Below are 21,827 nucleotides of genomic sequence, written 5' to 3' on the forward strand. Positions count from 1 at the left end.
TCGGACAAGGGCTGCGCCGGAGAATTCGCGGTTCTGGGGCCACGAATTCGCCGGCGTCGCCCCTCAGCGGGCGATGATCTCCTTCACCGTCTCGACGAGCTGCTTCAGGCTGAAGGGCTTGGGCAGGAAGTTGAAATCCTCGCCGTCGGGGAGGTTCTTGCGGAAGGCATCCTCCGCGTAGCCCGAGACGAAGATCACCTTGAGGTCGGGGGATTGCTTGCGGAGCTCGCGCAGCAGGGTCGGCCCGTCCATCTCGGGCATCACCACGTCCGAGACGACGAGGTCGATGGTCTCGGTAGTCTCGGCGATGATCCGCAGGGCGTCGAGGCCGGAGGCGGCCTCCAATACCGTATAGCCGCGGGCCGAGAGCGCGCGGCTGTTGACGGCGCGCACGGGGTCCTCGTCCTCCACCAGCAGGATCACGCCCTGGCCGGTATGGTCCGGCGCGGGCTTGCGGGGCGCGGGCTTCTCGCCGTCGGGTCGCGCGCGGTCCGAGGTTCCCTTGAGCCGGCCGGCCGCGATGGCGGCGGTCGTCTGCTGCGACGGGGGCGCCAGCGCGACGTCCGTCTCGGGCGCGGGTTCGGCGGTGGGTTCGTGGCGGGGGAAGTAGATCCGGAAGGCGGTGCCCTCGCCCACCGTGGAGCGCACGTCGATGGTGCCGCCGCTCTGCTTGACGATGCCGAACACCGTCGAGAGGCCGAGGCCGGTGCCCTTGCCGATCTCCTTGGTGGTGAAGAACGGTTCGAAGATCTTTTCCATGACGTCGGGCGGGATGCCCTGCCCGGTGTCCAGGACCTCGATCAGCACGTGGTCGCCCACCGGCATGCCGACGCGGTTCTCGCTCGGCACGGCCTCGTGCGCGACGTTGGCGGTGCGGATCAGCAGGCGCCCGCCCTCCGGCATCGCGTCGCGGGCGTTGACCGCGAGGTTCACGATGACCTGTTCGAACTGGTTGACGTCGGCCTTGATCGGCCAGATGTCGCGTCCGTGCTTCAGGTCGAGGTCGACGCGCTCGCCGAGCAGGCGCTTGAGCAGCAAGGTCAGGTCGGACAGCGCCTCGCCGACATTCATCACCTCCGGACGCAGGGTCTGGCGCCGCGAGAAGGCCAGCAGCTGGCGCACCAGGCTCGCGGCCCGGTTGGCGTTCTGCTTGATCTGCATGATGTCCTGGAAGGCCGGGTCGGTCGGCCGGTGGCTGGCCAGGAGCAGGTCCGAGTAGCCGATGATCGCCTGCAGGACGTTGTTGAAGTCGTGCGCGATGCCGCCGGCGAGCTGGCCCACCGTGTCCATCTTCTGCGCCTGCGCCACCTGCTGCTCGAGCTGGCGCTGCGCGGTGGTGTCGAGGGCGTAGAGGATGACCCGCTCGCGGTCGCTCTGCTCGGCCTCGTCCCGTCCGACCCCGGTCGCCTCGCCGCCTGCCGGGCTCAGCCAGACGCGGGCCGACCGGTTGCCGGGACCCGACAGGGCGATCTCGATGGGCTCGACCTCGACGAGGCCGGCCGCGGCCTTGCCCAGGGCCGCCTCCAGGCCCGCGCGATCCCGTTCGGCGACCGCGTCCCACATGGTGGGTTCGCCCTGCAGGTCGTTGCGCCCGTCGGGGAGCGCCTGGCGCGGGAGGCCGCCGAACAGGCGGGCGAAGGAGGCGTTGGCGCGGGCGATGTGGCCGCCCTGGTCCAGGGTCGCGATGGCGATCGGACTGTTGTTCAGGAAGCGCGCGAGCCGCACCTCGGCGACGCGCTGGGGCTCGTCGCTCTCGGCGCCGGCCGAGCGGTTGAGCACGAAGGTACGCGATGGGCCGGGCCGGCCGTCCTGGCCGAAGGCGACGCGATGGTAGAGGCGCGCCGGGAGCGGATGGCCGTTGCGGCGGCGCAGGTCGAGGTCGAACCGGTCGGTCCGGACTTCGCCCGGCAAGCCCTCGGAGGCGGTGAGGACGTCGGCGCCGGGGGCGATCTCGGGCAGGCGCAGGCCGCCGGAGCCGACCGTCGCGAGGTCGTAGCCGAGCCAGGCCGCCAGGGTCGCGTTCATGTAGACGATCGAGCCGGCCGGATCGATCGAGAGGAAGCCGGCGGGGGCGTGGTCGAGGTAGTCGATCGCGTGCTGGAGCTCCTGGAAGACGTTCTCCTGGCGCTCGCGCTCGTGGGTGATGTCGCTCACCGTCCACAGGGTCGCGGCGCGCCGGGGCCGTTCGATCGGGCGTACGCCGATGCGGAACCACGCGAAGGCGCGTTCGGCGGCACTTCCGGGCGGCGGAGCCATCCGGATCTCCTCGGCGTGGCCGAGGCCGTCGCGGGACGCCTGGGCGAGGCGATAGACCGCCTCGGAGACCTCCGGCGAACCGACGAAGACCCGCTCCACCGGCCGCAGGCTGGCAAAGGTCTCGCCGCCGGCGAGGCGCAGGTAGGATTCGTTCGCGTAGATCAGGCGCCCGCCTTCCTCGACCACGATCGCGCCCTCGGGCGCCGCGTCGACGATCGCCTTGGTGATGTCGTCGCGCGTGGTCTGACCCGCGAACTGGATCGCCCCGATGGCGAGGGCGAAGAGGCAGAACACGCCCGCCATGGCGAGGAGCGCCAGGAGGCCGAGGATCAGCGGCTGCGCCTGCTCGCTCGCGACGAAGGACAGGCCGACGGCCGCCCCGACGAGGAGGCCCGCGAGGACGAGAAGGAGCCCGACGCGTCCGGGCCGCTCCGAGCGATCGATCGCGTTCGACGCGGGCTTGCCGTGTCCGCTGAACTCAACCATCCGCCGCCGACCCACCCCTGAAGCCCATCCGGTTAGCGCCCCGCTTCCGCTCGCAGCAAGGGCAAACCGGCGTATGTCGCCGAGAATTCTCACGAAAGAGGGTGCATAAAGCGTGGCGAGCGCAAGCGCCAATCCTCACGCGGCCCGCCGGCGCAGGCGCATGACGTAGCCGATGACCTCGGCCACCGCGCGGTAATGCTCCGCCGGGATCTCCTGGTCGATCTCGACGGTGGCGTGCAGCGCGCGCGCGAGCGGCGGGTTCTCGAGGATCGGGACATCATGGTCCTTGGCCACCGCGCGGATCTTGAGAGCCAGCGAGTCGACACCCTTGGCCACGCAGATGGGCGCGGCCATGCCGGCCTCGTAGCGTAGGGCCACCGCGTAGTGCGTCGGGTTCGTCACGATGACGGTGGCGGTGGGGACGGCGGCCATCATCCGCTTCTTCACGCGCTGGGCGCGGATCTGCTTCATGCGGCCCTTCACCTCGGGGCTGCCTTCGCTTTCCTTGTGCTCCTGCTTCATCTCCTCCTTGGACATGCGCAGGCGCTGGCGCCAGCGGAAGCGCTGGTAGAGGGCGTCGCCGAGGGCGATGGCGATGAAGACCCCGAGCATGCCCGCCATCAGCTTGAGGGCCAGGGTGAGGATCGCCGCGAGGACGGCGGCGGGATCGAGGCGCGCGAACACCTCCATCCGGTCGCGCTCGCCCCACAGGATGGTGCCGGCCACCACGCCGACCATGCCGAGCTTGGCGAGCCCTTTCAGGAACTGGAACAGCGCTTCCATCCCGAAGACACGCTTCACGCCGGCCATCGGCGAGACCCGGTCCCACTTGGGCCCGAGGGCCTCGGTGCTGAAGACGAAGGGATGCTGGATCAGGCCGGCGGCGAGACCGGCCACCACCACGAGGCCGATCGGCACCGCCAGCGCCTGGGCGCAGATGATGAGCGTGCGCACGCCCATCTCGGTGTAGGCCGTCGGGTCCGACGGAACCATGTGGGCATTCATCAGGAAGCCGCGCAGGCTCGCCACGAGGTTCTGGGCGATCATGCCCGAGGCCATGAGCAGGGCCATGGTGAAGGCGGCCAGGATGAAGAAGGTGTTGATCTCGGGGCTGTTGGGAACGTTGCCCTGCTCGATCGCCTTCTCGATCCGCCGTGGAGTCGGGTCTTCGGTCTTGTCTTCCGGATCGGAATCGTCCGCCACCGCTCAGGCCTCCCTGGCGCGGCTCAACGCCCGGCGAGATCCGCCAGGTAGCGCCCGATATCGTCGAGGAAGACGCCCATCATGACGCCGAGGCTGCCCAGCAGCAGCACCATGCCGATCAGCACCGAGGCCGGGACGGCCACGAAGAAGACCTGCATCTGCGGCATGAGCCGCGCCAGGACGCCGAGCCCGACATTGAACAGGATGCCGAAGGCGATGAACGGGGCCGAGATCTGAACCCCGAGGGAGAACCCGCGGGCGATGGCCTTCAGCGCGAGGCTCGCCGCCTCGCCCATGCCCGGCACCCCGTCCGGTGGAATCAGAACGTAGCTGCGCCCGATCGCCCCGAGGGCGACGTGATGGAGGTCGGTGGCCACGATGAGGGTGACGCCGAGAAGCGCCAGGAAATTTCCGATCGCCGTCTGCTGTCCGCCCTGCGTCGGGTCCACCGTCATCGCGTAGGACAGACCGAGCTGCTGCGAGACGATCATGCCGGCGGTCTGAAGGGCGGCGAGCACCATCCGCACGGTGAGGCCGAGCACCAGGCCGACCAGCAACTCGCCGATGAGCAGCGCGATCAGGCCGGGTCCCGCGATGGCGCCGCCCTGCATCGGCAGGAGCGGCCGCACCGTGGGGAACAGGATCAGCGAGAGGAGCAGCGCGAAGGCGAGGCGCAGCCGCGGCGAGACCAGCTGCTCGCCCACCCCCGGCATCAGCATCACCAGGGTGCCGATCCGCGCGAAGGTCAGGAGGAAGGCCGCCGCGATGCCCGGCAGGAGGAGATTCATGCCCTCTCATAGCAGGGCTTCAGCCGCCGGACACGATGCGCGCGGCGATCCGGGTCATGTAGCTGCCCAGCGCATCACCCATGAAGGGCAGCATGAGTAGCAAGGTCGCGAACACGGCCACGATCTTGGGAACGTAGATCAGCGTCTGCTCCTGGATCTGGGTGAGGGCCTGGAACAGCGAGACCACGAGGCCGACCACGAGGGCGACCAGCATGATCGGCCCCGCCACCTTGAGGAAGACGAAGATGCCGTCGCGGGCGACGTCGATGATGGCGAGACCGGTCATGAGGGGGATGTCATCTCGCGTCAGGGCGGAGGTGTCGGACGAGCAAGGGCGGGTGGCCCGGCGCAGCGAGGCGGCGACGGGCTAGATCTGCATCCGCATGATTTCCTCGTAGGCGGAAATCACCCGGTCGCGGACGGCGACGAGGGTCTGGAGGGCGGTCTCGCTCTCGGCCACGGCCGTCACCACGTCGACCACGTTCGCCTTGCCACCGGCCACCGCGAGCGCCTGACTGTCGGCCTTGCGCCCCGCCTCGCCGACGTTGTCCAGGGTCGAAGTCAGGAGCGAGGTGAAGTTCGAGCCCGAGGCACCGGTGGCCGGCGCGATCTTCGGAGCACCCTTTGCGCCGATGTTCTGAATCGCCGCGTAGGCGCCGGCGGCGAAGGCGTTGGTGGTCATGGCGGCGGACTTTCAGGCGGGTCGGAAGCGGGGATCAGGCCTTGAGGATCTCGAGGGTCTTGGCGACCATGCGGCGGGTCGCCGTGACCATGTTGAGGTTGGCCTCGTAGGAGCGCTGGGCCTCGCGCATGTCCATGTTCTCGATCAGGCCGTTGACGTTGGGCATCGCCACCTCGCCCTTGGCGTTGGCGCTCGGATTGCCCGGGTCGTACTTGGTCCGGAACGGCGAGGTATCGCGGCGCACCCGGCCCGCCTCGATCAGCGACGCGCCGGTCTCCCGGTCCACCTGCTGGGTGAAGGTCGGGATCTTGCGCCGGTAGGGTTGGCCGCCGACCGAGGTGGGCGCCGAATCCGCGTTGGCGATGTTCTCGGCGATGATCCGCATCCGGCTCGACTGGGCCTTCAGGCCCGAGGCGGCGGTGGTGAGGGATTTCAGGAAGTCCATGGCGCGCTCCGTGAGACGATGGATTGCCGCTCAGCGCTTGCCGATGGCGATTTTGATGGTCTCGAGGCTCTTCTGATAGAGCGAGGCGGCCATCTGGTAGTCCGCTTGGTTGTCGCCGGCCTTCATCATCTCCTCCTCGAGATTGACCCCGTTGCCGCTGGGGCGGATCTCGAAGCCCTTCACGCGGCGCGGATCGGCGCCGGGGCCGTCCGGGCCTCCGCCCGGCGCGATGTGGGACGCGTTGGTGACCGCGAGGCTGCTGCTCGTCGTGGCGCCCGAGGGCTGCGCCAGGACGGGGCCGGAACGCCCGAGCTCCGGACTCGCGAGGTCCCGCGGCTTGAAGCCGGGCAAGTCGGCGTTGGCGACGTTCTCGGCCAGCAGCTTCTGGCGGGTCTGGTGCCACTGCATGCGGGTGCGCAGCATGCCGAGGATGGGCAGGTCTGTGACGGACATGGGCTGGACCCTCGCCTCACCCGGAAGAATCTGCCCGGTGGGACCGGCAAAATCTGCCGCCCCCATGGTTAACGCCCGGTTAAATCTTCGGGCGCGTCCGCGTGGAGGCAGGGCTCAGGGCGCCCTCTGGGTCGGCTGCTGCGCCTGCGGGCATTCCGGCGGCGCCGGCCCGCTCGGGTTGAGGGGGGCGCAGGCGACGGGCGCGCCGGCGGTCCGCGCATCCTCGCTCGGATGGCGCAGAGCGCCTCGGCTCCAGAGGAGCCCCATGGTGACGGCCGCCGCGACGAACAGGGCGGCTGCGAGGAACGGGATCCAGCGCGGAACGGTCATCGATGTCAGCCTTTCTCGGACAGGCCCTGTCGGCTCTGCCAGAGCGCGTACGGATGGTCGTCGACTGCGACGGGGCGATGTTCCACACGCATCGGCTGCTCGCTCGGGGACCGACAGAGTTCGGCGTAGATGCCGGCGCCGATCAGGCCGTAGCGTTCGCCCTCTTCCGCGCTGTAGGCGAAGTAGGCCTGCGTGATCCCGGCCAGGCGCATGGCCGCGTGACACATCGGGCAGGGCCGCCCGCTGGCGTAGACGATGCAGCCGTCGAGCTTGGTGCGGCCGAGATGCCGGCTCACCTCCCGGATCGCCACCATCTCGGCATGGTCGGTCGGGTCGTTGGTCACGGCCGTGGTGTTGACGGCCCGCGACAGCACCGCACCGTCGCGCACGATCACCGCGCCGTAGGGACGCCCGCCCTGGAGAACGTTGTCCCGGGCCAGCGCGACCGCGTCGCGCAGGTGTGCCTGATGCTCGTCTTCCACTGGTTCCACCTCGACCCGATACGGCGATGCCGCTGCGCCAACGCTCCAGGAACGCCGGCGGGTCCCGATTCGAGACGGCCCACGCACGAGCCTTTGATCGGCCGCTAACCGCGGTCGCCGCACGGTTGCTCCAGGCCGCGTTGCGTATCGGCTCCGTCGTGGAGACACGGCACGCCCCGCCGTCCCGAACCCGGGCGGTGGGGCACCGCACGACCCCTAAGCCCCGTCAGCCATTGCCGAACCCCGTTCGGGCAAAGGAGCTGTTAACGAAGTCTTAACGGAGTTGCCCGCGCTGGCGCCGGACATGATAGTGGGTGCTCAAATGTTGCGTCGGGCCACGAGCCCCAAAAGCGAGAGACCCCGGTCTTGTCATCGTTCTTCAGCTCGGATGGCTCCTTTCCCCTCCAGTTCGCCATCATCTTCGTCGTCATCTTCCTCGTCCTCGCGGCCGGTGTCTTCCTGGTCCGGCGCGTTGGTGGGAAGGGTTCACCCCTCTCCGGCAAAAACTCCCCGCGGGGCCGTCAGCCACGGCTCGGCATCGTCGACATCTACGAACTCGATCGCCAGCGTCAGCTGATCCTCCTGCGCCGCGACAACGTCGAGCACCTGCTCCTGGTCGGCGGACCCAATGACGTGGTGATCGAGCGCAATATTCTGCGGGGCATGAGCGCCCGCTTGGCGGCGGAGGAAGCCCCCTTCGACGAAGCGCCCGAGTCGGTGCTGAACCCGATGCCGGAGCCGCCGGTGAGCCAGCAGGCTTCGATGCCGAGCCTGGCACCGGTGGTCCCGCCCGTCCCGACCTACCGCGAGCCGTCCTTCGAGATGCCGGTGACGGTCGCGCCCGTCGTCGAGGTCGCGGCGGCACCGCCCGAGATCGCGCGCGGACGCGGGGCGGTCCCCGAGCCCGGCCCGAGCCTCGCGGTCCCGGATCCGGCGGTTGCACCCCGCCAGCGCGATTCGCAGCTCGCGCGCGTCATCCGCCGGACCCCACCCACCCTTGCGAACCTCGTCCCGGCCGCGATCGCGGAGCGGGTCGGCCTGCCGGAACGCGGATCCGAGGCCGAGCCCGCCCGCGACACGCAGAGTGCCGCCGCGCCGCCGCCCGTCGTTCCGGCACCGGCGGCCCGCGCGATCGATGCCGCGATCCTTTCCGACATGGCCCGCCAACTGGAGGAGGCCCTGCGCCGGCCGTCCGCGGCTGTCCGTCCGGCCGCTGCGGATCAATCCGCGGCGCGCGAGCCGGACCTACCGCCCCCAGCACCGCAGTCTCCCGCACGCATGGAGTCGGCGCCGCAACCCGAGCCGACCCGGGAAACGCTCGCGGGGCCGCCCGACGTCGATCCGATGGCGGCCGCGATGGCCGCCACGGCGCAGGCTCCGGCCTCCGAAGCGCAGGCAATCGAGCCCGAGCCGGCCACGGACGACGCGCTCTTCGCCGAACGCCCCGAGGACCGGGACGTCGAGGTCGCGTCGGCGGAGCCACCGGTTCCTCCTGCATCCGCCCCGGCCGAGCCGCCTCCCATTTTTCGTGCGTCGCTGGCCGATGCGGCGAAGGCAGAGGCGATCGCGCAACCGGAGGCGCCGCCGGCTGCCGTCGAGCCGGCGCCCGTCCCTGCCCAGGCCCCGCCGCCTTCCCCGGCGGCGCCCGCGAAGGCTCCGGCCAGTCCCAACCCCTTCTCCGTGGAAGAGATCGAGGCGGAGTTCGCGCGCCTCCTCGGCCGCCCTCTCGATCGCAAGCAGTAGATCGGCACCGGCGGGCCGGAACCCGCCCGGGTGTCGCTGCCGAACGGGGCGTCCCGGGTTCGTTCGGGGATGCGCGCCGGGCCGTGGATGATAAGAGGGGGCGCGGTCGCGTCGCGCCGCATCATCCGGAGCCGGTATGTCCGAACCCCGCCCCTCGCTGCAAAGACGGCTGCGCCTGCCGATCCTGGTCGGTCTGGCGCTGGCCTGCACGACAGCGGCGGTACGGGCTCAGAGCCTCTCGGTCGATCTCGGCACGGGCGGGGTGACCGAGCGGGCGCTGCAGCTCGTCGCGCTCCTCACCGTTCTGGCCCTGGCGCCCTCGGTTCTGGTGATGGCCACCTCCTTCACCCGGATCGTGGTGGTGCTGTCGATCCTGCGCTCGGCTCTGGGCACCCAGAGCGCGCCGCCGAACGCCGTGGTCACAAGCCTCGCGCTGTTCCTCACCGCGTTCGTCATGGCGCCGGTGGGGCGGGAAGCCTACCGCACCGGCATCGAGCCGCTGATCGCGGGGCAGATCACCCAGAGCGTCGCCTTCGAGCGGGCCTCTGCCCCGTTCAAGACCTTCATGCTGAAGAACGTGCGCGAGAAGGACCTCAAGCTCTTCCTCGACATGGCGAAGGCCCCGGTGCCGGCGGGACCCGAAGCCGTCGGCCTGGAGGTGGTGACGCCGGCCTTCATGATCTCCGAGCTGCGCCGAGCCTTCGAGATCGGCTTCCTGCTGTTCATCCCCTTCCTGATCATCGACCTCGTGGTCGCCTCGATCCTGATGGCCGTCGGCATGATGATGGTGCCGCCCGCCACCGTGGCCCTGCCGTTCAAGCTGATCTTCTTCGTTCTCGTCGACGGCTGGACCCTGGTGGCCGGCTCCCTGGTGCAGAGCTACGGCACCTGAGCGTCAGCGCGGACGGCGAGCGCACAGGAAAAAGGGCGCCCGAGAGCGCCCTTCACCGCCAGCCAGCGAACTGTGCGAGCGATCAGCGCTCGAGATAGCTCTTGAGGGTCGAGATGCGGTTGCCGACGAGGCGGACCGCGCGCTTCAGGCGGTCCTCCGACACGCCGAGGCGTGTGGCCATCGCGGTGCGCTGCTGGCTGTCGAAGATGTCGAGGTGGGTCTTTCCGGTCTTGGTGTCGAGCGGTTCCGTGAGCATGGGGAGGCCTCTGCTGTGCCGGCTGGAACGTGCGCCGCACGGGTGATAGCGATTGAGGGCAGAACGTGGCGCGGACGCGTTTGTTGCGCTCGCGCGAACAGAATTCGCCGAATCGCATCAAGCTTTTACGCCGCATGGTGGACCCGCTCCCGAAACGCGCGTCCGGCGCCTCCGAGCGGCGTCGGCGCGGTTCAGCCAGGCGGTGTCGCCGGGGTCTGCGCGTCGGCAAGCGCATCCGCTTCGCCCTTGCCCGGAGCCGGAACGGCGCTCTCGGGATAGCGCTTGCGGTACTCCGAGAGGAACGCCTGGAGGGTCTGGGCGCTGGTGGCCTTCTGCGCGATCTCGCGGAAGCCGGCGGTGCGGGTGGCGTTGAACTGGCTGAGGAGCGCGAAGGTGCGGGCATCGACGCTCTCGGCCATCGGACCCGCGAACTTCGCACGCAGGCGCTCCAGGCTGAGGGTCTCGCTGGCGAGCCCGTAGGCGATCGCCGCCCGCAGCACGTCCGTCCGGGCGGCGTCGTCGAGGGGGGCGCGCCGGCGCCAGGCATCGCCGACCAGCGCCTCGTGGGCCTCCCCCGCCTCGCGCCAGCGCCGCCCGGTCCACAGGATGTCGGCGCGAAGGCGCTCGGCATCCGCCCCCGTTTCGCCCTCAATGGTCTCCAGGGCGAGGTCGGTGCGGGACAGGTCGGACAGGGCGCGGGCCCGCAGCAGGGCCCGCGCGCGGCGAAGGTCCTCCGGCAGTTCCGGCAGGTAGGTGACGTCGAGCGTCTGGAGGGCCTGGAGCGGCTTCTCGTCCATGAGGCGGATCGCGGCGAGCCGCGCCGCGACACCGGCTCGGCTCGCGCCGGTCAGGCGGTGATCGACCTGATGCTGCAGCAGCTCGCCCGCCGAATCAAGGAGATCGAGTTCGACGAGCCGGTCGGACAGGCGGCGGACGATCTCGTCGCCGCGTCGGCCCAGGGGTGCGAAGTCCTTGAAGTCGAAATACATCGCCAGGGCCTCGACCCCCGGCACCTTGAGGCTTCGTTCGCCGAGATAGAGGTCGTCGAAGAGCGCCTGAGCCATGTCGTGCACCTCGCGCACCACGGGCGTATCCGTCCCGAGGGCATCGGCGCGACGAGCGGTGAGGAGCGCCTGGCGCCAGCGCCCCGCCTCCATGTAGAGCTTGGCCAGGCCGGCGATCGTCCGCGGCTCGATGTCGCCGCCGTGCCAGGCCAGGGCCAGCCGCTCGAGGCGCTCGATGGCGTCCGCCGTCGGGAGCTTGCCGGCGGCGTGGCCGAGCAGGGTGGCGCGCAGGCGCGCCGCGGCGGCGACGTCCGCCTCGCTGCTTTCGCCGAGGCGCTCATAGGCATCGAGGGCGGCCACGGTCTGGCCCGTGACCTCGTCGATCCGCGCCCGCAGCAGCGAGAGGTCTTCCTGGGTCGGCCGGTCGGCGACCCGGGCGGCCGCAATGATCTGGCGGTTGGCCGAATCCCAGTCGCCGGTCTCGACCGCAGCCTCGGCCGCCGCGGTGCGCAGGAAGGCCTGGAGATCGGTCGGATAGCGGTCGAGCACGCTCGCCGTGGCGCGGAACGAGCCGTCCGCCGCACTCCAGCGGCCTTCGAGGGCCTCGACGTAACCCTGCCACAGGCGCGCCTCGGGATCGTTCCTGAGGATGTCGACGGCGAGGCCCGCGCGCGCGTCGCCGGTGCGCCCCATCAGGGCGTTGCCGATCACGGTCAGCATCGGAATGTCGCGCTGGCCGGCCAGGACCGGATCGTCCGAATAGATGCTGTTCAGGACGCCGAGGGCTTCCAACGACAGCCGATTGGCCAGCATGGTCCGGGCCAGAACCAGCCGGAGGGAGCCGCGCGAGGCACGCGGCGCCTCGGCGGCCGCCTGCAGCTGGTCGCGCATCAACTCGCGAATGTCGCCCCGCTGGGAAGATTCCCAAGGCCCCCGGTCGACGGCGAGATCGCTAAGCGTCGTGAGGGGGACCTCGGCCGGGCGCGCCACGCCCGAGACCGCCATGCCCCCTTCGCGACCGATCGCGACCCCGTCGAGATCCGGTCGTACGAGGAGGTCGTCGGCCTGCGCCAGGACCGCGACGCCCTGGCGGCTCGGCAACAGCTCGAAATCGACGAAGGCCTGTCGCTTCGGGATGCCCGCCGGCTTCGGGCCGCGACCGGTGACGACGGCGATGCGCTCCCCGTCGAGCTTGAGCCAGGATGCGATGCCGGGGTTCGGCAGGCGTACGCCGATGCCGATCCGACCGGCCGGGTCGGTGATCCGGATCGCCGCGAGGGCCTCGCTCGCGGCCAGATTCTCACCGGCGACCAGTTCCCACCCGGTGGGCGCTTCGGCCGGGCCGACGGGCACGAGGTCGAACAGGCGGTCGCGCGGGACGGGAAAGCGCAAGGTCACGACGCGCCCGGTCCGCTGAGGTGGGCCGAGGGGCGTCAGCATCGGATCGCCGGGAGGCGCCCCGACGTCCTCCGCGGTCTCGAACACGAGGTTCGCGATGCCGGCCCGCTCGAACAGGGCGGCCGGAGGCAGGATCTTGAATGGAAAGACGAGGCCCGGACCGCTCGGGCGCGGGACCGTCACCACAGCGGGGGCCGTCGGTTTGTTCTCAGCGGGCTCCGCGCTCCGACCCGGCATGCGCACCGGAGGCTTGTCGGACCTGACTTCTGCGGTCCTGGGGTCGGCCGACTTGCTCTCGTCGAATTTGCTCTCGACGACCTTGGCCTCGCCGGCGGGCATCGCCCCCTCCCCGGCCTTCGCGTCCGCTGCCGCGGCGGATTTCGGCTTCTCGGCGGGTTTACGGACGACGTCGAGGGTCGCCCCGTCCTCGTCGTGGAAGGTCCGGATCTCGTAGCCGGCGGCAGGGGTGACGAGGAGGCGGGCACCGGTCTCGTCGCCCTCGACCGCCAGGGCTTCGATCGCTGGCTTCAAGCGCCCCCGGGTGGCGACATCGTCGATCCGCCACGCGCCCGGAATGGCGAGGCGGGTGGCGGGGCCGACGGCGCCGAATTGCGGCGCGGCGGATGCCGGCGCTCGCAGGCTGAGGCGCGTCAGGGTCGGAAGATGGGCGAGTTCCAGCCGCAGGGTCTTCGGTTCGGCGGGCGGCCTCGCCGCGCGCAGGGCCGCTTCCGCCGCCTGGGTCCGCCGAAACAGCTCGGCCACCACCTCCGGCGGCATCGCCGGAGGCAGCCCGGTCCAATCCTGAGGCAGGAGGTCGACGAACACCGTCTCGCCGGCGTCCTGGACGTTGACGCGGTAGGGACGCTGCAGCGCGAGGCGCAGGCCGAGGCCGTCGGGATCGCGTCGGACGGCGGAAACGTAGTCCGGCATCTCGGCGGCGATCTGCTCGGGACCGGCGCTCGCCTTCTCCGAGAAGCCGAGGACGAGGACGGATCCGGAAATGCGCGCCTTGACCGAAACGGGGGCGTCGAAGGTCAGGATGAGGCGACCGTAGCGCTCGATCTGCGCGCCCTTGATCGCCGTGAGGCGGGCGGCGATCGCGCCCGTGCCCCCGCACAGGGTCACGGCCACGATCGACATCGCGGCGAGTCCAGCCCGAAGCCGACGCCGTCGTGTCGGAATTCCGGCACCGAGAGCCATCGCAGGATACGCCAAACCCATGGGACGGACCCGCTCGCACCCGAGCCGGTTCGCCTTACGCCGCACTGTCCGGGTACTCTCGCCCGTCGAGGCTAACGGGCGCTTAAGACGCCGGGCGGCTTTGTCCCGACCGCTAACGTTTCGCGATCAGGCCAGGGATCGTCCGGCCGGTCTCGCCGAAATTCTCGGCGGCGCGGGCACAGTTGGCCGGAACGTCCTTGCCGTAGATCTCCGTATAGGCCCGGCTGCGGAGCTTGAGGTCGCCTTGCGCGAGATCGTCCGGCGCGACACCGAGGCCCGAGACGACGGCGTTCAAGCGCTCGGTGTTCGGCTTGAGATCCGGACAGGACGTCTCCACGAAGGCGAGCAGGCCGGCGAGCTTGGCCGCGCTGTTCTTCTGGCGCTCGGCCCTGGCCTCGGCCGCCGTCGGCGGGGGGCCGGGCGGCTTCTCCGGAGGCTGCTCCTCCTGGGCACGCGCGGAGTGCGCCAGCGATCCGGCCAGCAGCAGGGCGGTCAGGCTTCGGGTCAGCAGGGCCGATCTCTTCACGGGTACGCTCCTCGGGTTCGGCCCCGCCACGGTCCGGCTCAGTTCGTCAGGGCGGCGGCGCGGGCCAGCGCATTGGCGAAACCTTCGAGCGGAACCGTGATGGTCACCGGGTCCTTGGCCTCCGGCTTGATCCCGGACACCAGCAGGCTCTTGGCGGTCTTCATCGTGTCGGTCGCCAGGGTGGGCAGGCTGATCGGGACGAGACATCCCTCCTGGCTGCAGGACAGATAGGGCGCGCCCTTGCCGAGCACGGCCTCGTCGAGCTTGAACGAGATGCCGGGCTCGATGGCGAGGCCGAGGGGCATCAGGATGAAGCCCTGGGCCCGGCCTTCGCTCGGCGGCCGGATCTCCAGCGCGAATTCCCGCCGGCCCTTGGCGCCCTGGGCCTGCATGATCGCACATTCGGCCTTCGCCTCGGGTTTGGCCTCCCTGGCGCAGGTCACGGTCCAGTCGCCATAGACCTCGCTCAGGGAGGTCGCGCCCGCGGGCCAGCCGGCGACGGGCGCCGGTGTCGCGGCAGCGGTCGGGGTGGGCGCCGCTTGCTTGGCGGACGCCGGCTTCGGCGGTGCGGGCTTGCGCGGCTTCGGCTTGGCCGGCGCCTCGGCGGCCTCCGGTACTTCGGCGTCCTGCGCGCGGGCGGGGGCCGTCGTCAGGAGGGCGAGGCCAAAGGCGGCGAGGACTCGAATCAGGCTGGTGGACGGCACGTGCTTTGGCTCCCGGAATCCGCGCGGCGGGGACCTGACCCGCCCGGGATGCCTGCCCCTAGTCGGGCGCGGCCGAACGCGCAATGGACGCCGGCACAACCCGGTGGACGAGCGCCTGCAAGGCTCAGCGCCGCGGCGGGGGCTGCATCGGTGCGTCGATCGCCGGCAATTCGTTGGGACCGAGCCCGGCCGCGACCGTCGCGGCCGGGCCGCCGCCTTGCCCGCGGGCCCGGTTGGCCAGGGCCACGGTGAGCTTCTCGGCGGGTTCCGACTGCATGAGGGCCAGCACCTCGGCCATCTTGCGGGGGTTCATCGCCAGGACGATGGGCACGAGCACGTCGAGGCTGAGCCGGTCGAACACCCGCGCGGCGTCCTTGGGCTTCATCGTCTCGTACATCGTGACGATGTTCTTCAGCGCCGCGCGCTCGGCTTCCGCGCGCTGCGAGCCGCCTCCCTCGGCCTTGTCCTCGCCCTGCTTCAGGGTGTCGACGCCCTCCTCGAGCTTGCGCTCCGCGGTGCCGAGAAGCTGCTCGCGCAGGTCCAGGGCGTCGCTGCGCTGCTTCAGGGTGTCCCGCCGCGCGGCGAGCCGCTCCAGGATCGCGCGCTCGGAGGCCGGCATCGGCTCCGGGGGCGGCGGCGGACGGGAGGCCGGCTTCTCCGGCTCCGGAGGCTTCTCCGGCTCCTTCGGGGTGACCGAGCCGGTGGTGGAGGGATCGGCGGGCTCGTAGTTCGTGCGGGCCTTGGCGAGGACGCGCGCGAATTCGGGCAGCGGCGCCGTGAGATCCGGCTTGGATTCTTCGACGGCGATGGCCGCGACCTTCAGCACCAGAAGCCCGGCGGCCGCGAGGGTCACGGCATCGATCAGGCGCAGCTTCAGCGGCCGCGTCTGACGGAACCGGACGAAGCTGTTGGATCGCCTGGCGGGCGCCGGCTTCGTCATGCGGCCTTGCTCCGCAGCCGGCCGAGGGCGCGCTCGGACATGGCGAGAGCGGCCGCGGCTGCGACCCCGAGGCGCTCGCCGTTGGGGCTCGGCGGCGCGACCCGGACGGGCGGAACCACGCGCTCGAGATCGCGCGGTTCCGACGCCGGCGCCGGGCTCGCGGTCCGCGCGATCTCGCGGGCCGGGGTGGCCTGGGCGACGATGGAGGCGATGCGGGCGATCACCGTCTCACCGGCCGCCACGTGCGCGGCGAGATCCGTGGCGTAGCGCTCGGCGGTGCCGAGGCGGTCGGCCAGGGTCCGGTCACACTCGTCCAGGGTCGCGCGCAGGCCGACGATGGCCCGCTCCGCGGTGGAACTCGCCATGACGAGGTCGCCGATGGTCTGGCGCAGGGCCGCCTCGTCGGCCTTGAGCTTGGTGATGCGGCCGCTCAGGCGCATCGAGGAGACGATGCTGGCGACGAGCAGGACGGCGACGAGGCCGTCGGCGAGGAGGGTGACGAGGAGACTCATGGCTGGTCGCGTCACCCGTCGTTGCGGTTGTTCATGGAGGCCTCGAAGGCCTGGAGCGTGGTGCGCGACCGGCGCAGGGGCCGGGTGAGCTGCACCGCGATGTTGTCGTCGATCCGGCCGATCCGCCCCTGCGTCAGGGCCCAGTCGCCGCAGCGGACCGCGATGAGGTCCGAGGGCTTGGTGTCGAACATCAGGGTGTCCCCGACCTTGAGCGACAGCACCTTCTTGAGCGGCAGCATCATCTCGTGCAGCACCGCCTCCATGGTCGCGTCGGCCTGCCAGATCTCGGTGGCGAGGTGGCTTTCCCAGACGTGGTCGCGGCCGAGCTTCTCGCCCATGAAGCTCTGCATCAGCAGTTCACGGATCGGCTCGATGGTGGCGTAGGGGAACAGGATCTGCAGCAGGCCGCCGCGCCCGTCCATGTCCAGCTTGAGGCTGATCAGGATCGCGGCGTTGGCGGGCCGGGTGATGGTGGCGAAGCGCGGGTTGGTCTCGATCCGGTCGATGGCGAAGCGCACCGGCGAGAGCGGCTGGAACGAGAGCTCGAGGTCCGTGAGGATGATCTCCACGAGGCGCCGCACGAGCTGCATCTCGATGGTGGTGAAGGGCCGCCCGTCGAGGCGGGTCGACGAGCCGCCGCGCTTGCCGCCGAGGAGCAGGTCCAGGGTCGAGTAGGCGAGGTTCGACTCCACGGTGACGAGCCCTGAATTCTCCCAGGCATCGGCGCGGAAGACGCCGAGCAGGGTCGGCAGCGGAATCGCGTTGAGATAGTCGCCGAAGCGCACCGAAGTGATGTTGTCGAGGGTCACCTCGACGTTGTCCTGGAAGAAGTTGCGCAGGCTCGTCGACAACAACCGGATCATCCGGTCGAAGACGATTTCCAGCATCGGAAGGCGTTCGTACTGGACGACGCCGGAATCGACGATGGCGCGGACGCCGCCCGCCCCGGAGGCCGAGAGCTCGCGCAGGGAGAAGCCGAGGACGCCGTCGATCTCGTCCTGGTTCAGGATGCGGTCGTTGCCGGCGAGTTCGGGGAGATTGTCGGTCTCCCCGTCCTCGATCATCGTCGCCCATTCGGCGGCGACGTCGCTGGCATGGGTCGTGGTGCCCTGCTCGGCCAGCGCCGCGCCCCACTCGTCGGCGAGCGAGGCTTCACCGCCCTCGCCGTTCTGGGCGATGAGTGCGGCGGCCCAGTCGTCCTCGTCGATCTCGTCGTCCGGTCCGGCCATCAGACTCTCGTCACCTGCAAAACTCAAAAACTCCCGGCACGAGGCCGCGGCCGCCTACTGGATGACCACGTCCTTGAACAGGACCGCCTCGGCCCGGGCCGGTTGAATGGCGACGTTGACCCGGCGCAGCAATTCCTCGCGCAGGCGGTAGATGCCGGCCGACCCGGCGAGATCGCTCGCGCGCAGATCACGCAGGTAGACCTGGAAGGCGTCCTCGATGCGCGGCATCAGGGGCTTCACCTCTCCCTCGACCTTGGCGTCCTTGAGTTCGATCGCGACCTTGATCTTGGCGAAGCGGGTCCGGTCCTGGCCCGGCTCGTTGGCCAGATTGACCATCATCTCGCGGACATCCAGGAACACGACCGGCTTCTTGACCTCGGCGACCGCCTCGCCGTGTCCGTCGCCGGCCTTTTTCTTCATGAAGAAGAAACCGCCGCCGCCGGCGAGCGCCAGCACCACGGCGCCGATGATGACGAGCTTCTTCTTGCCGGCCTTCGGGGCTTCGCCTTCGGCGCCCTCCTCACCCTCGGCGGCGGCCTTCTTCGGCTTCTTGGCCATCGTTGGACCTCGGGACTGCGCGGTGGGGTGAGCGACGGCCGCTCGACGGCGTCGGCATCTCAGAATGTCGGCACTCCAGAAGGTATCGGGCGAACAGGGTTAACGTGTCGTTAAGGCGGCAAAAGCTGCCGGGTCGGAGTTGCCGCGCGGCCGGGACCGGCAGGCGCTGCCGCCCAGCGGAATCAGATGTAAATCCATGAAATTGAATGGTAATTCGTTTCGCGATGGAATGGCACGGCCCGTGCAGAGATGGAGGCGTCGTCGCTCGTCGGAGCTGAGAGTGTCATGCAGAACGCATTGTTCGTGGGGGTTTCGAGCCAGGTCGCGCTCCAGCGCGAACTGGACGTGATCGCCAACAACATGGCCAACATCTCCACCAACGGCTTCAAGGGGCGCAACAGCCGTTTCCAGGAATACTTGATGCCGGTGGCGAGCGCGGACTCGTTCCAGAAGCCGGACCGGCGCGTCTCCTACGTGATCGACCAGGGCACCGCTCTCGACCTCGCCCAGGGACCGATCGAGCAGACCGGCAACCCGCTCCACGTGGCGGTGCGCGGCGAGGCGTTCTTGGTGGTGCGAACGCCGAACGGCGACCGCTACACCCGCAACGGCGCCTTCGAGACCGACGCGCAGGGCACTCTAGTGACCAGCGACGGCTACCCGGTCCAGGGCGAGGCGGGTCCGATCCAGATCGGCCAGCAGGAGACCGGGATCGCCATCGGCCCCGACGGCACGGTCTCCACCAATCTCGGAATCCGCGGCCGCGTCCGCCTCGTCACCTTCGCCAATCCGCAGGCTCTCACCAACGAGGGCGCGAACCTCTACGCCTCCACCGCGCAACCCCAGGCGGCGGGTCTCGCCGGCCGGGTGGAGGCCGGTGCCCTGGAGCGCTCGAACGTGAAGCCGGTGCTCGAGATGACCCGGCTCATGGACGTGAACCGCACCTACACCATGGTCTCGGGCGTGATCTCGCGCCTCGACGACCTGCGCGGCACGGCGATCCGCCGTCTCGCCGACGTCGCGTAAGGATCTCCGCAGATGCGTGCCCTCTACGCCGCCGCCACCGGCATGGCGGCCCAGGAACTCAACGTTCAGGTCATCTCGAACAACATCGCGAACCTGCGCACCACGGGCTACAAGCGGCAGCAGCCGCATTTCCAGGACCTGCTCTACCAGAACCTGCGCCGGGCCGGCTCCTCCACCTCCGACCAGAACACCCAGCTTCCCGCCGGCCTCGCCATCGGCTCGGGCGTGAAGACGACCTCGACCGCGCGGGTGATGTCGCAGGGGACGTTGACCAGCACCGAGAAGGAATACGACGTCGCCATCCGCGGCGAGGGCCTGTTCCGGGTGACCCTGCCGGACGGGCGCACCGCCTACACCCGCGACGGATCCTTCGACCTCTCGGCCCAGGGCCAGCTCGTCACCCGCGACGGCTACCTCGTCGATCCCGGCGTGACCGTGCCGAACAACGCCACCTCGGTGACCATCAGCGCCCAGGGGGCCGTCCAGGCCACCGTGCCGGGACAGACGGCGCCGCAGGCGCTCGGCCAGTTCCAGCTCGCCCGCTTCGTCAACAAGGTCGGCCTCGAATCGATCGGCGACAACCTGTTCATCGAGACCGCCGGCTCCGGCCCGGCGATCAACGGGCTGCCGGGTGCGGAAGGATTCGGCAACCTCCAGCAGAGCTACCTCGAGGAGGCGAACGTCAACGCCGTCACCGAGATCTCGTCGCTGATCGCGGCGCAGCGCGCCTACGAGATGAACTCGAAGGTGGTGACCGCCGCCGACCAGATGCTCTCGACCACCTCCCAGATGTTCCGCAGCTGACCGGGGTCCTGACCATGCATGCCCTCAGACAGATCACGCCTCGCCGCCGGCCCCGGGTCTCGACCCTGAGCGTCTCCGTCGTCGGCCGGACCCTGCTGGCCGTGCTGGCCTTCTCCTTCCTCACCCTTCAGGTGCTGGCGCAGGAGGTCCGGTCCGGCGCCGCGAGCCTGCGCCTGCGCGGCGACGTCACCGCGCGCGGCGACGTTCTGACCCTCGGCGACCTCGTCGAGGGGGCGGCGCCCGAGGTGGCACAGCGTCCCTTGTTCCGGGCGCCGGCCCTCGGCGCCACCGGCACGATCCAGGCGCGTCGCATCGCCGACGCGGTCGCCGGCCTCGGGCTCGGCCCCGTCGAGACCGGCGGTCGTGTCCAGGTCTCGGTCCAGCGCGCCGCGCGCCGGGTGACCCAGCCCGAGATCGAGGCCGCCCTGAAGCGCGCCCTGGAATCGGGCTTCGGCGTCGATCCGCGCAACCTCGCCATCCGTCTCGACGGTGAGGCCCCGACCCTCCTGGCGCCCCTGGAGCTCAACGGCCAGGCGGTCGCCCTCGACCTCAGCTACGATCCACGATCGCGCCGGATCGCCGGTCTGATCACCCTGGGCGAACGGCAGGCCTCACTTCGGGTCTCGGGCCAGGTCATGGAGATCCGCGAGGTCGCGATCCTGGGCCGCAGTCTCAACCGCGGCGAGACGATCAACGCCGCCGACCTCTCCCTGGAGCGCCGCCCCCGCGAGGCGACGCCGTCGGATGCGCAGGGGTCGCTGGGCGACCTCGCCGGGCAGGTGGCCCAGCGCGGCCTCAGCGCCGGCGCGATCCTGCGCGCGGGCGACCTCGCGCCGCCCGACCTCGTGGCCCGGGGCGAGGCCGTGACCATCGTGTTCGATTCCCCGGGGCTCAATCTCTCCCTCCGGGGTCAGGCCAACGAGAGCGGCCGCCTCGGTGCCGTGGTCACCGTCACCAATCCGGTCTCGAAGAAGATCCTCTCCGCCACCGTGACCGGACCCGGCCGTGTCTCCGTCGGCCCCGCGCCCCTGGTGCGACAGGCCAATGCCGCCCTCGACGGCTCCGCGCTGCAGCGCTGATCCGCTTCGTCCGCGTCCCCTTCCGGTTTGCCAAAGGTCCGGTCCCGATGACCCACCGCGCTTCCCCCGTCCTCGCCGTCGCGCTGCTCTGCACCGGCCTCGGTGCCTGCAACACCGCCGACCGCCTCTCGCAGATCGGTGCGACGCCGGCCCTCTCGGCCATCGAGGACCCGACCGCTCAGGCCGGCTACAAGCCGGTTCGCCTGCCGATGCCGGAGATCCAGCCGGTCTCCTACGCCCCGAACTCGCTGTGGCGGACCGGTTCCCGCGCCTTCTTCAAGGACCAGCGGGCTGCGCGGATCGGCGACCTCGTGACCGTGAAGGTCAATGTCACGGACAAGGCGAACCTCAACAACGAGACCAAGCGCTCGCGCTCGAACGCCGAGGGCTTCGGCCTGCCCAACGCCTTCGGCCTGGAGAGCAGCAAGGGGGTGGCGGCGGCCGGGATCACCCCCGACAAGCTCCTCAACGCCACCTCGACCACCTCGAGCGACGGCGCCGGGTCGGTTCAGCGCAACGAGACCGTGACCACCAGCGTCGCGGCGATCGTCACCCAGGTCCTGCCCAACGGAAACCTCGTGGTGGAGGGCAAGCAGGAGATCCGCATCAACTTCGAGGTGCGCGAACTCATCGTGGCCGGCGTGGTCCGGCCCGAGGACATCGAATCCGACAACACCATCGATTCGAGCAAGATCGCCCAGGCGCGGATCGCCTACGGCGGACGCGGCCAGATCACCGACGTGCAGCAGCCGCGCTACGGTCAGCAGCTGGTCGACGTGCTGCTGCCGTTCTGAGCCTCGGGGCGGGCGC

23 protein-coding genes are annotated in these 21,827 nt (G+C 70.4%); 6 read left to right on the forward strand and 17 right to left on the reverse strand.

The genetic code is table 11. The features are described from left to right. Positions 1-63: 63 nt before the first annotated feature. The 9 genes from cckA to ASF49_RS07740 form a co-directional block, all read right to left on the reverse strand. Positions 64-2,742, reverse strand: a complete 2,679-nt coding sequence (cckA, locus tag ASF49_RS07700; RefSeq protein WP_056470220.1) for a cell cycle histidine kinase CckA — start codon at positions 2,740-2,742, stop codon at positions 64-66. A 135-nt stretch (positions 2,743-2,877) separates the two neighbouring features. Further along, entirely contained in the window at positions 2,878-3,945 is a 1,068-nt protein-coding gene (gene flhB, locus ASF49_RS07705; protein WP_056470225.1) for a flagellar biosynthesis protein FlhB, read from the reverse strand. A gap of 23 nt (positions 3,946-3,968) precedes the next feature. After that, entirely contained in the window at positions 3,969-4,733 is a 765-nt protein-coding gene (gene fliR / locus ASF49_RS07710; protein WP_056470228.1) for a flagellar biosynthetic protein FliR, read from the reverse strand. Between the two features lie 19 nt (positions 4,734-4,752). Then, positions 4,753-5,019 carry a flagellar biosynthesis protein FliQ gene (gene fliQ, locus ASF49_RS07715; RefSeq protein ID WP_056470232.1) on the reverse strand — a complete coding sequence of 89 codons (267 nt, stop codon included), beginning with the start codon at positions 5,017-5,019 and terminating at the stop codon, positions 4,753-4,755. 81 nt (positions 5,020-5,100) lie between these two features. Continuing rightward, a complete protein-coding gene (fliE, locus tag ASF49_RS07720) occupies positions 5,101-5,415 on the reverse strand; it encodes a flagellar hook-basal body complex protein FliE (RefSeq protein WP_056470237.1) in 315 nt (104 codons plus the stop codon). Between the two features lie 34 nt (positions 5,416-5,449). Next, a complete protein-coding gene (flgC, locus tag ASF49_RS07725) occupies positions 5,450-5,860 on the reverse strand; it encodes a flagellar basal body rod protein FlgC (RefSeq protein WP_056470240.1) in 411 nt (136 codons plus the stop codon). Between the two features lie 30 nt (positions 5,861-5,890). Continuing rightward, positions 5,891-6,313: a flagellar basal body rod protein FlgB gene (gene flgB / locus ASF49_RS07730; protein WP_056470243.1), complete on the reverse strand. Its 423-nt coding sequence runs from the start codon at positions 6,311-6,313 to the stop codon at positions 5,891-5,893. Between the two features lie 114 nt (positions 6,314-6,427). Next, positions 6,428-6,643: a hypothetical protein gene (locus tag ASF49_RS07735; RefSeq protein ID WP_056470247.1), complete on the reverse strand. Its 216-nt coding sequence runs from the start codon at positions 6,641-6,643 to the stop codon at positions 6,428-6,430. A 5-nt stretch (positions 6,644-6,648) separates the two neighbouring features. After that, the gene (locus ASF49_RS07740; RefSeq protein WP_056470250.1) at positions 6,649-7,125 is read right to left on the reverse strand and encodes a nucleoside deaminase; all 477 of its coding nucleotides are present in this window, start codon (positions 7,123-7,125) and stop codon (positions 6,649-6,651) included. 366 nt (positions 7,126-7,491) lie between these two features. Between ASF49_RS07740 and ASF49_RS07745 the strand changes: the two genes are divergently transcribed. Next, complete coding sequence (locus ASF49_RS07745) at positions 7,492-8,868, forward strand: hypothetical protein (protein WP_056470253.1); 1,377 nt, start codon at positions 7,492-7,494, stop codon at positions 8,866-8,868. Positions 8,869-9,004: 136 nt separating this feature from the next. Further along, positions 9,005-9,760, forward strand: a complete 756-nt coding sequence (fliP, locus tag ASF49_RS07750; protein ID WP_056470257.1) for a flagellar type III secretion system pore protein FliP — start codon at positions 9,005-9,007, stop codon at positions 9,758-9,760. A gap of 82 nt (positions 9,761-9,842) precedes the next feature. Here the strand turns inward: fliP and ASF49_RS22960 are convergent, their stop codons facing one another. The 8 genes from ASF49_RS22960 to fliL form a co-directional block, all read right to left on the reverse strand. Next, positions 9,843-10,016, reverse strand: a complete 174-nt coding sequence (locus tag ASF49_RS22960) for a DUF3606 domain-containing protein (RefSeq protein ID WP_082510982.1) — start codon at positions 10,014-10,016, stop codon at positions 9,843-9,845. Between the two features lie 191 nt (positions 10,017-10,207). After that, positions 10,208-13,558, reverse strand: coding sequence for a hypothetical protein (locus ASF49_RS07755; RefSeq protein WP_082510984.1), 3,351 nt, complete (start codon positions 13,556-13,558; stop codon positions 10,208-10,210). A gap of 193 nt (positions 13,559-13,751) precedes the next feature. After that, positions 13,752-14,165, reverse strand: a complete 414-nt coding sequence (locus ASF49_RS07760; protein WP_243214638.1) for a hypothetical protein — start codon at positions 14,163-14,165, stop codon at positions 13,752-13,754. 38 nt (positions 14,166-14,203) lie between these two features. Then, positions 14,204-14,869, reverse strand: a complete 666-nt coding sequence (locus ASF49_RS07765; protein WP_056470264.1) for an invasion associated locus B family protein — start codon at positions 14,867-14,869, stop codon at positions 14,204-14,206. A 124-nt stretch (positions 14,870-14,993) separates the two neighbouring features. Then, on the reverse strand, positions 14,994-15,809 hold the full coding sequence (locus tag ASF49_RS07770) for a MotE family protein (RefSeq protein WP_056470268.1): 816 nt from the start codon (positions 15,807-15,809) through the stop codon (positions 14,994-14,996). Beyond that, a complete protein-coding gene (locus ASF49_RS07775) occupies positions 15,806-16,321 on the reverse strand; it encodes a DUF6468 domain-containing protein (RefSeq protein WP_056470271.1) in 516 nt (171 codons plus the stop codon). Before ASF49_RS07775 ends, ASF49_RS07770 begins: the two co-directional genes overlap by 4 nt. Positions 16,322-16,332: 11 nt before the next feature. Further along, positions 16,333-17,550 (reverse strand): flagellar motor switch protein FliM, encoded by a 1,218-nt coding sequence (gene fliM, locus ASF49_RS07780; RefSeq protein WP_056470274.1) that lies wholly within the window; start codon positions 17,548-17,550, stop codon positions 16,333-16,335. 54 nt (positions 17,551-17,604) lie between these two features. Further along, complete coding sequence (gene fliL / locus ASF49_RS07785; RefSeq protein ID WP_056470277.1) at positions 17,605-18,108, reverse strand: flagellar basal body-associated protein FliL; 504 nt, start codon at positions 18,106-18,108, stop codon at positions 17,605-17,607. A 285-nt stretch (positions 18,109-18,393) separates the two neighbouring features. Here fliL and flgF point away from each other — a divergent pair, with 285 nt between their 5' ends. Genes flgF through flgH form a run of 4 tightly spaced genes read left to right on the forward strand, consistent with a single transcriptional unit; the run spans position 18,394 to position 21,811 of the window. Continuing rightward, positions 18,394-19,134 (forward strand): flagellar basal-body rod protein FlgF, encoded by a 741-nt coding sequence (gene flgF, locus ASF49_RS07790; RefSeq protein WP_056470281.1) that lies wholly within the window; start codon positions 18,394-18,396, stop codon positions 19,132-19,134. 12 nt (positions 19,135-19,146) lie between these two features. Next, entirely contained in the window at positions 19,147-19,938 is a 792-nt protein-coding gene (gene flgG / locus ASF49_RS07795; RefSeq protein WP_056186239.1) for a flagellar basal-body rod protein FlgG, read from the forward strand. Between the two features lie 14 nt (positions 19,939-19,952). Next, the gene (gene flgA, locus ASF49_RS07800; protein WP_056470285.1) at positions 19,953-21,017 is read left to right on the forward strand and encodes a flagellar basal body P-ring formation chaperone FlgA; all 1,065 of its coding nucleotides are present in this window, start codon (positions 19,953-19,955) and stop codon (positions 21,015-21,017) included. A 47-nt stretch (positions 21,018-21,064) separates the two neighbouring features. Continuing rightward, positions 21,065-21,811, forward strand: a complete 747-nt coding sequence (flgH, locus tag ASF49_RS07805; RefSeq protein ID WP_056470294.1) for a flagellar basal body L-ring protein FlgH — start codon at positions 21,065-21,067, stop codon at positions 21,809-21,811. Positions 21,812-21,827: the final 16 nt, after the last annotated feature.

The sequence above is a fragment of the Methylobacterium sp. Leaf104 genome, from assembly GCF_001422885.1.
Taxonomy (GTDB): domain Bacteria; phylum Pseudomonadota; class Alphaproteobacteria; order Rhizobiales; family Beijerinckiaceae; genus Methylobacterium.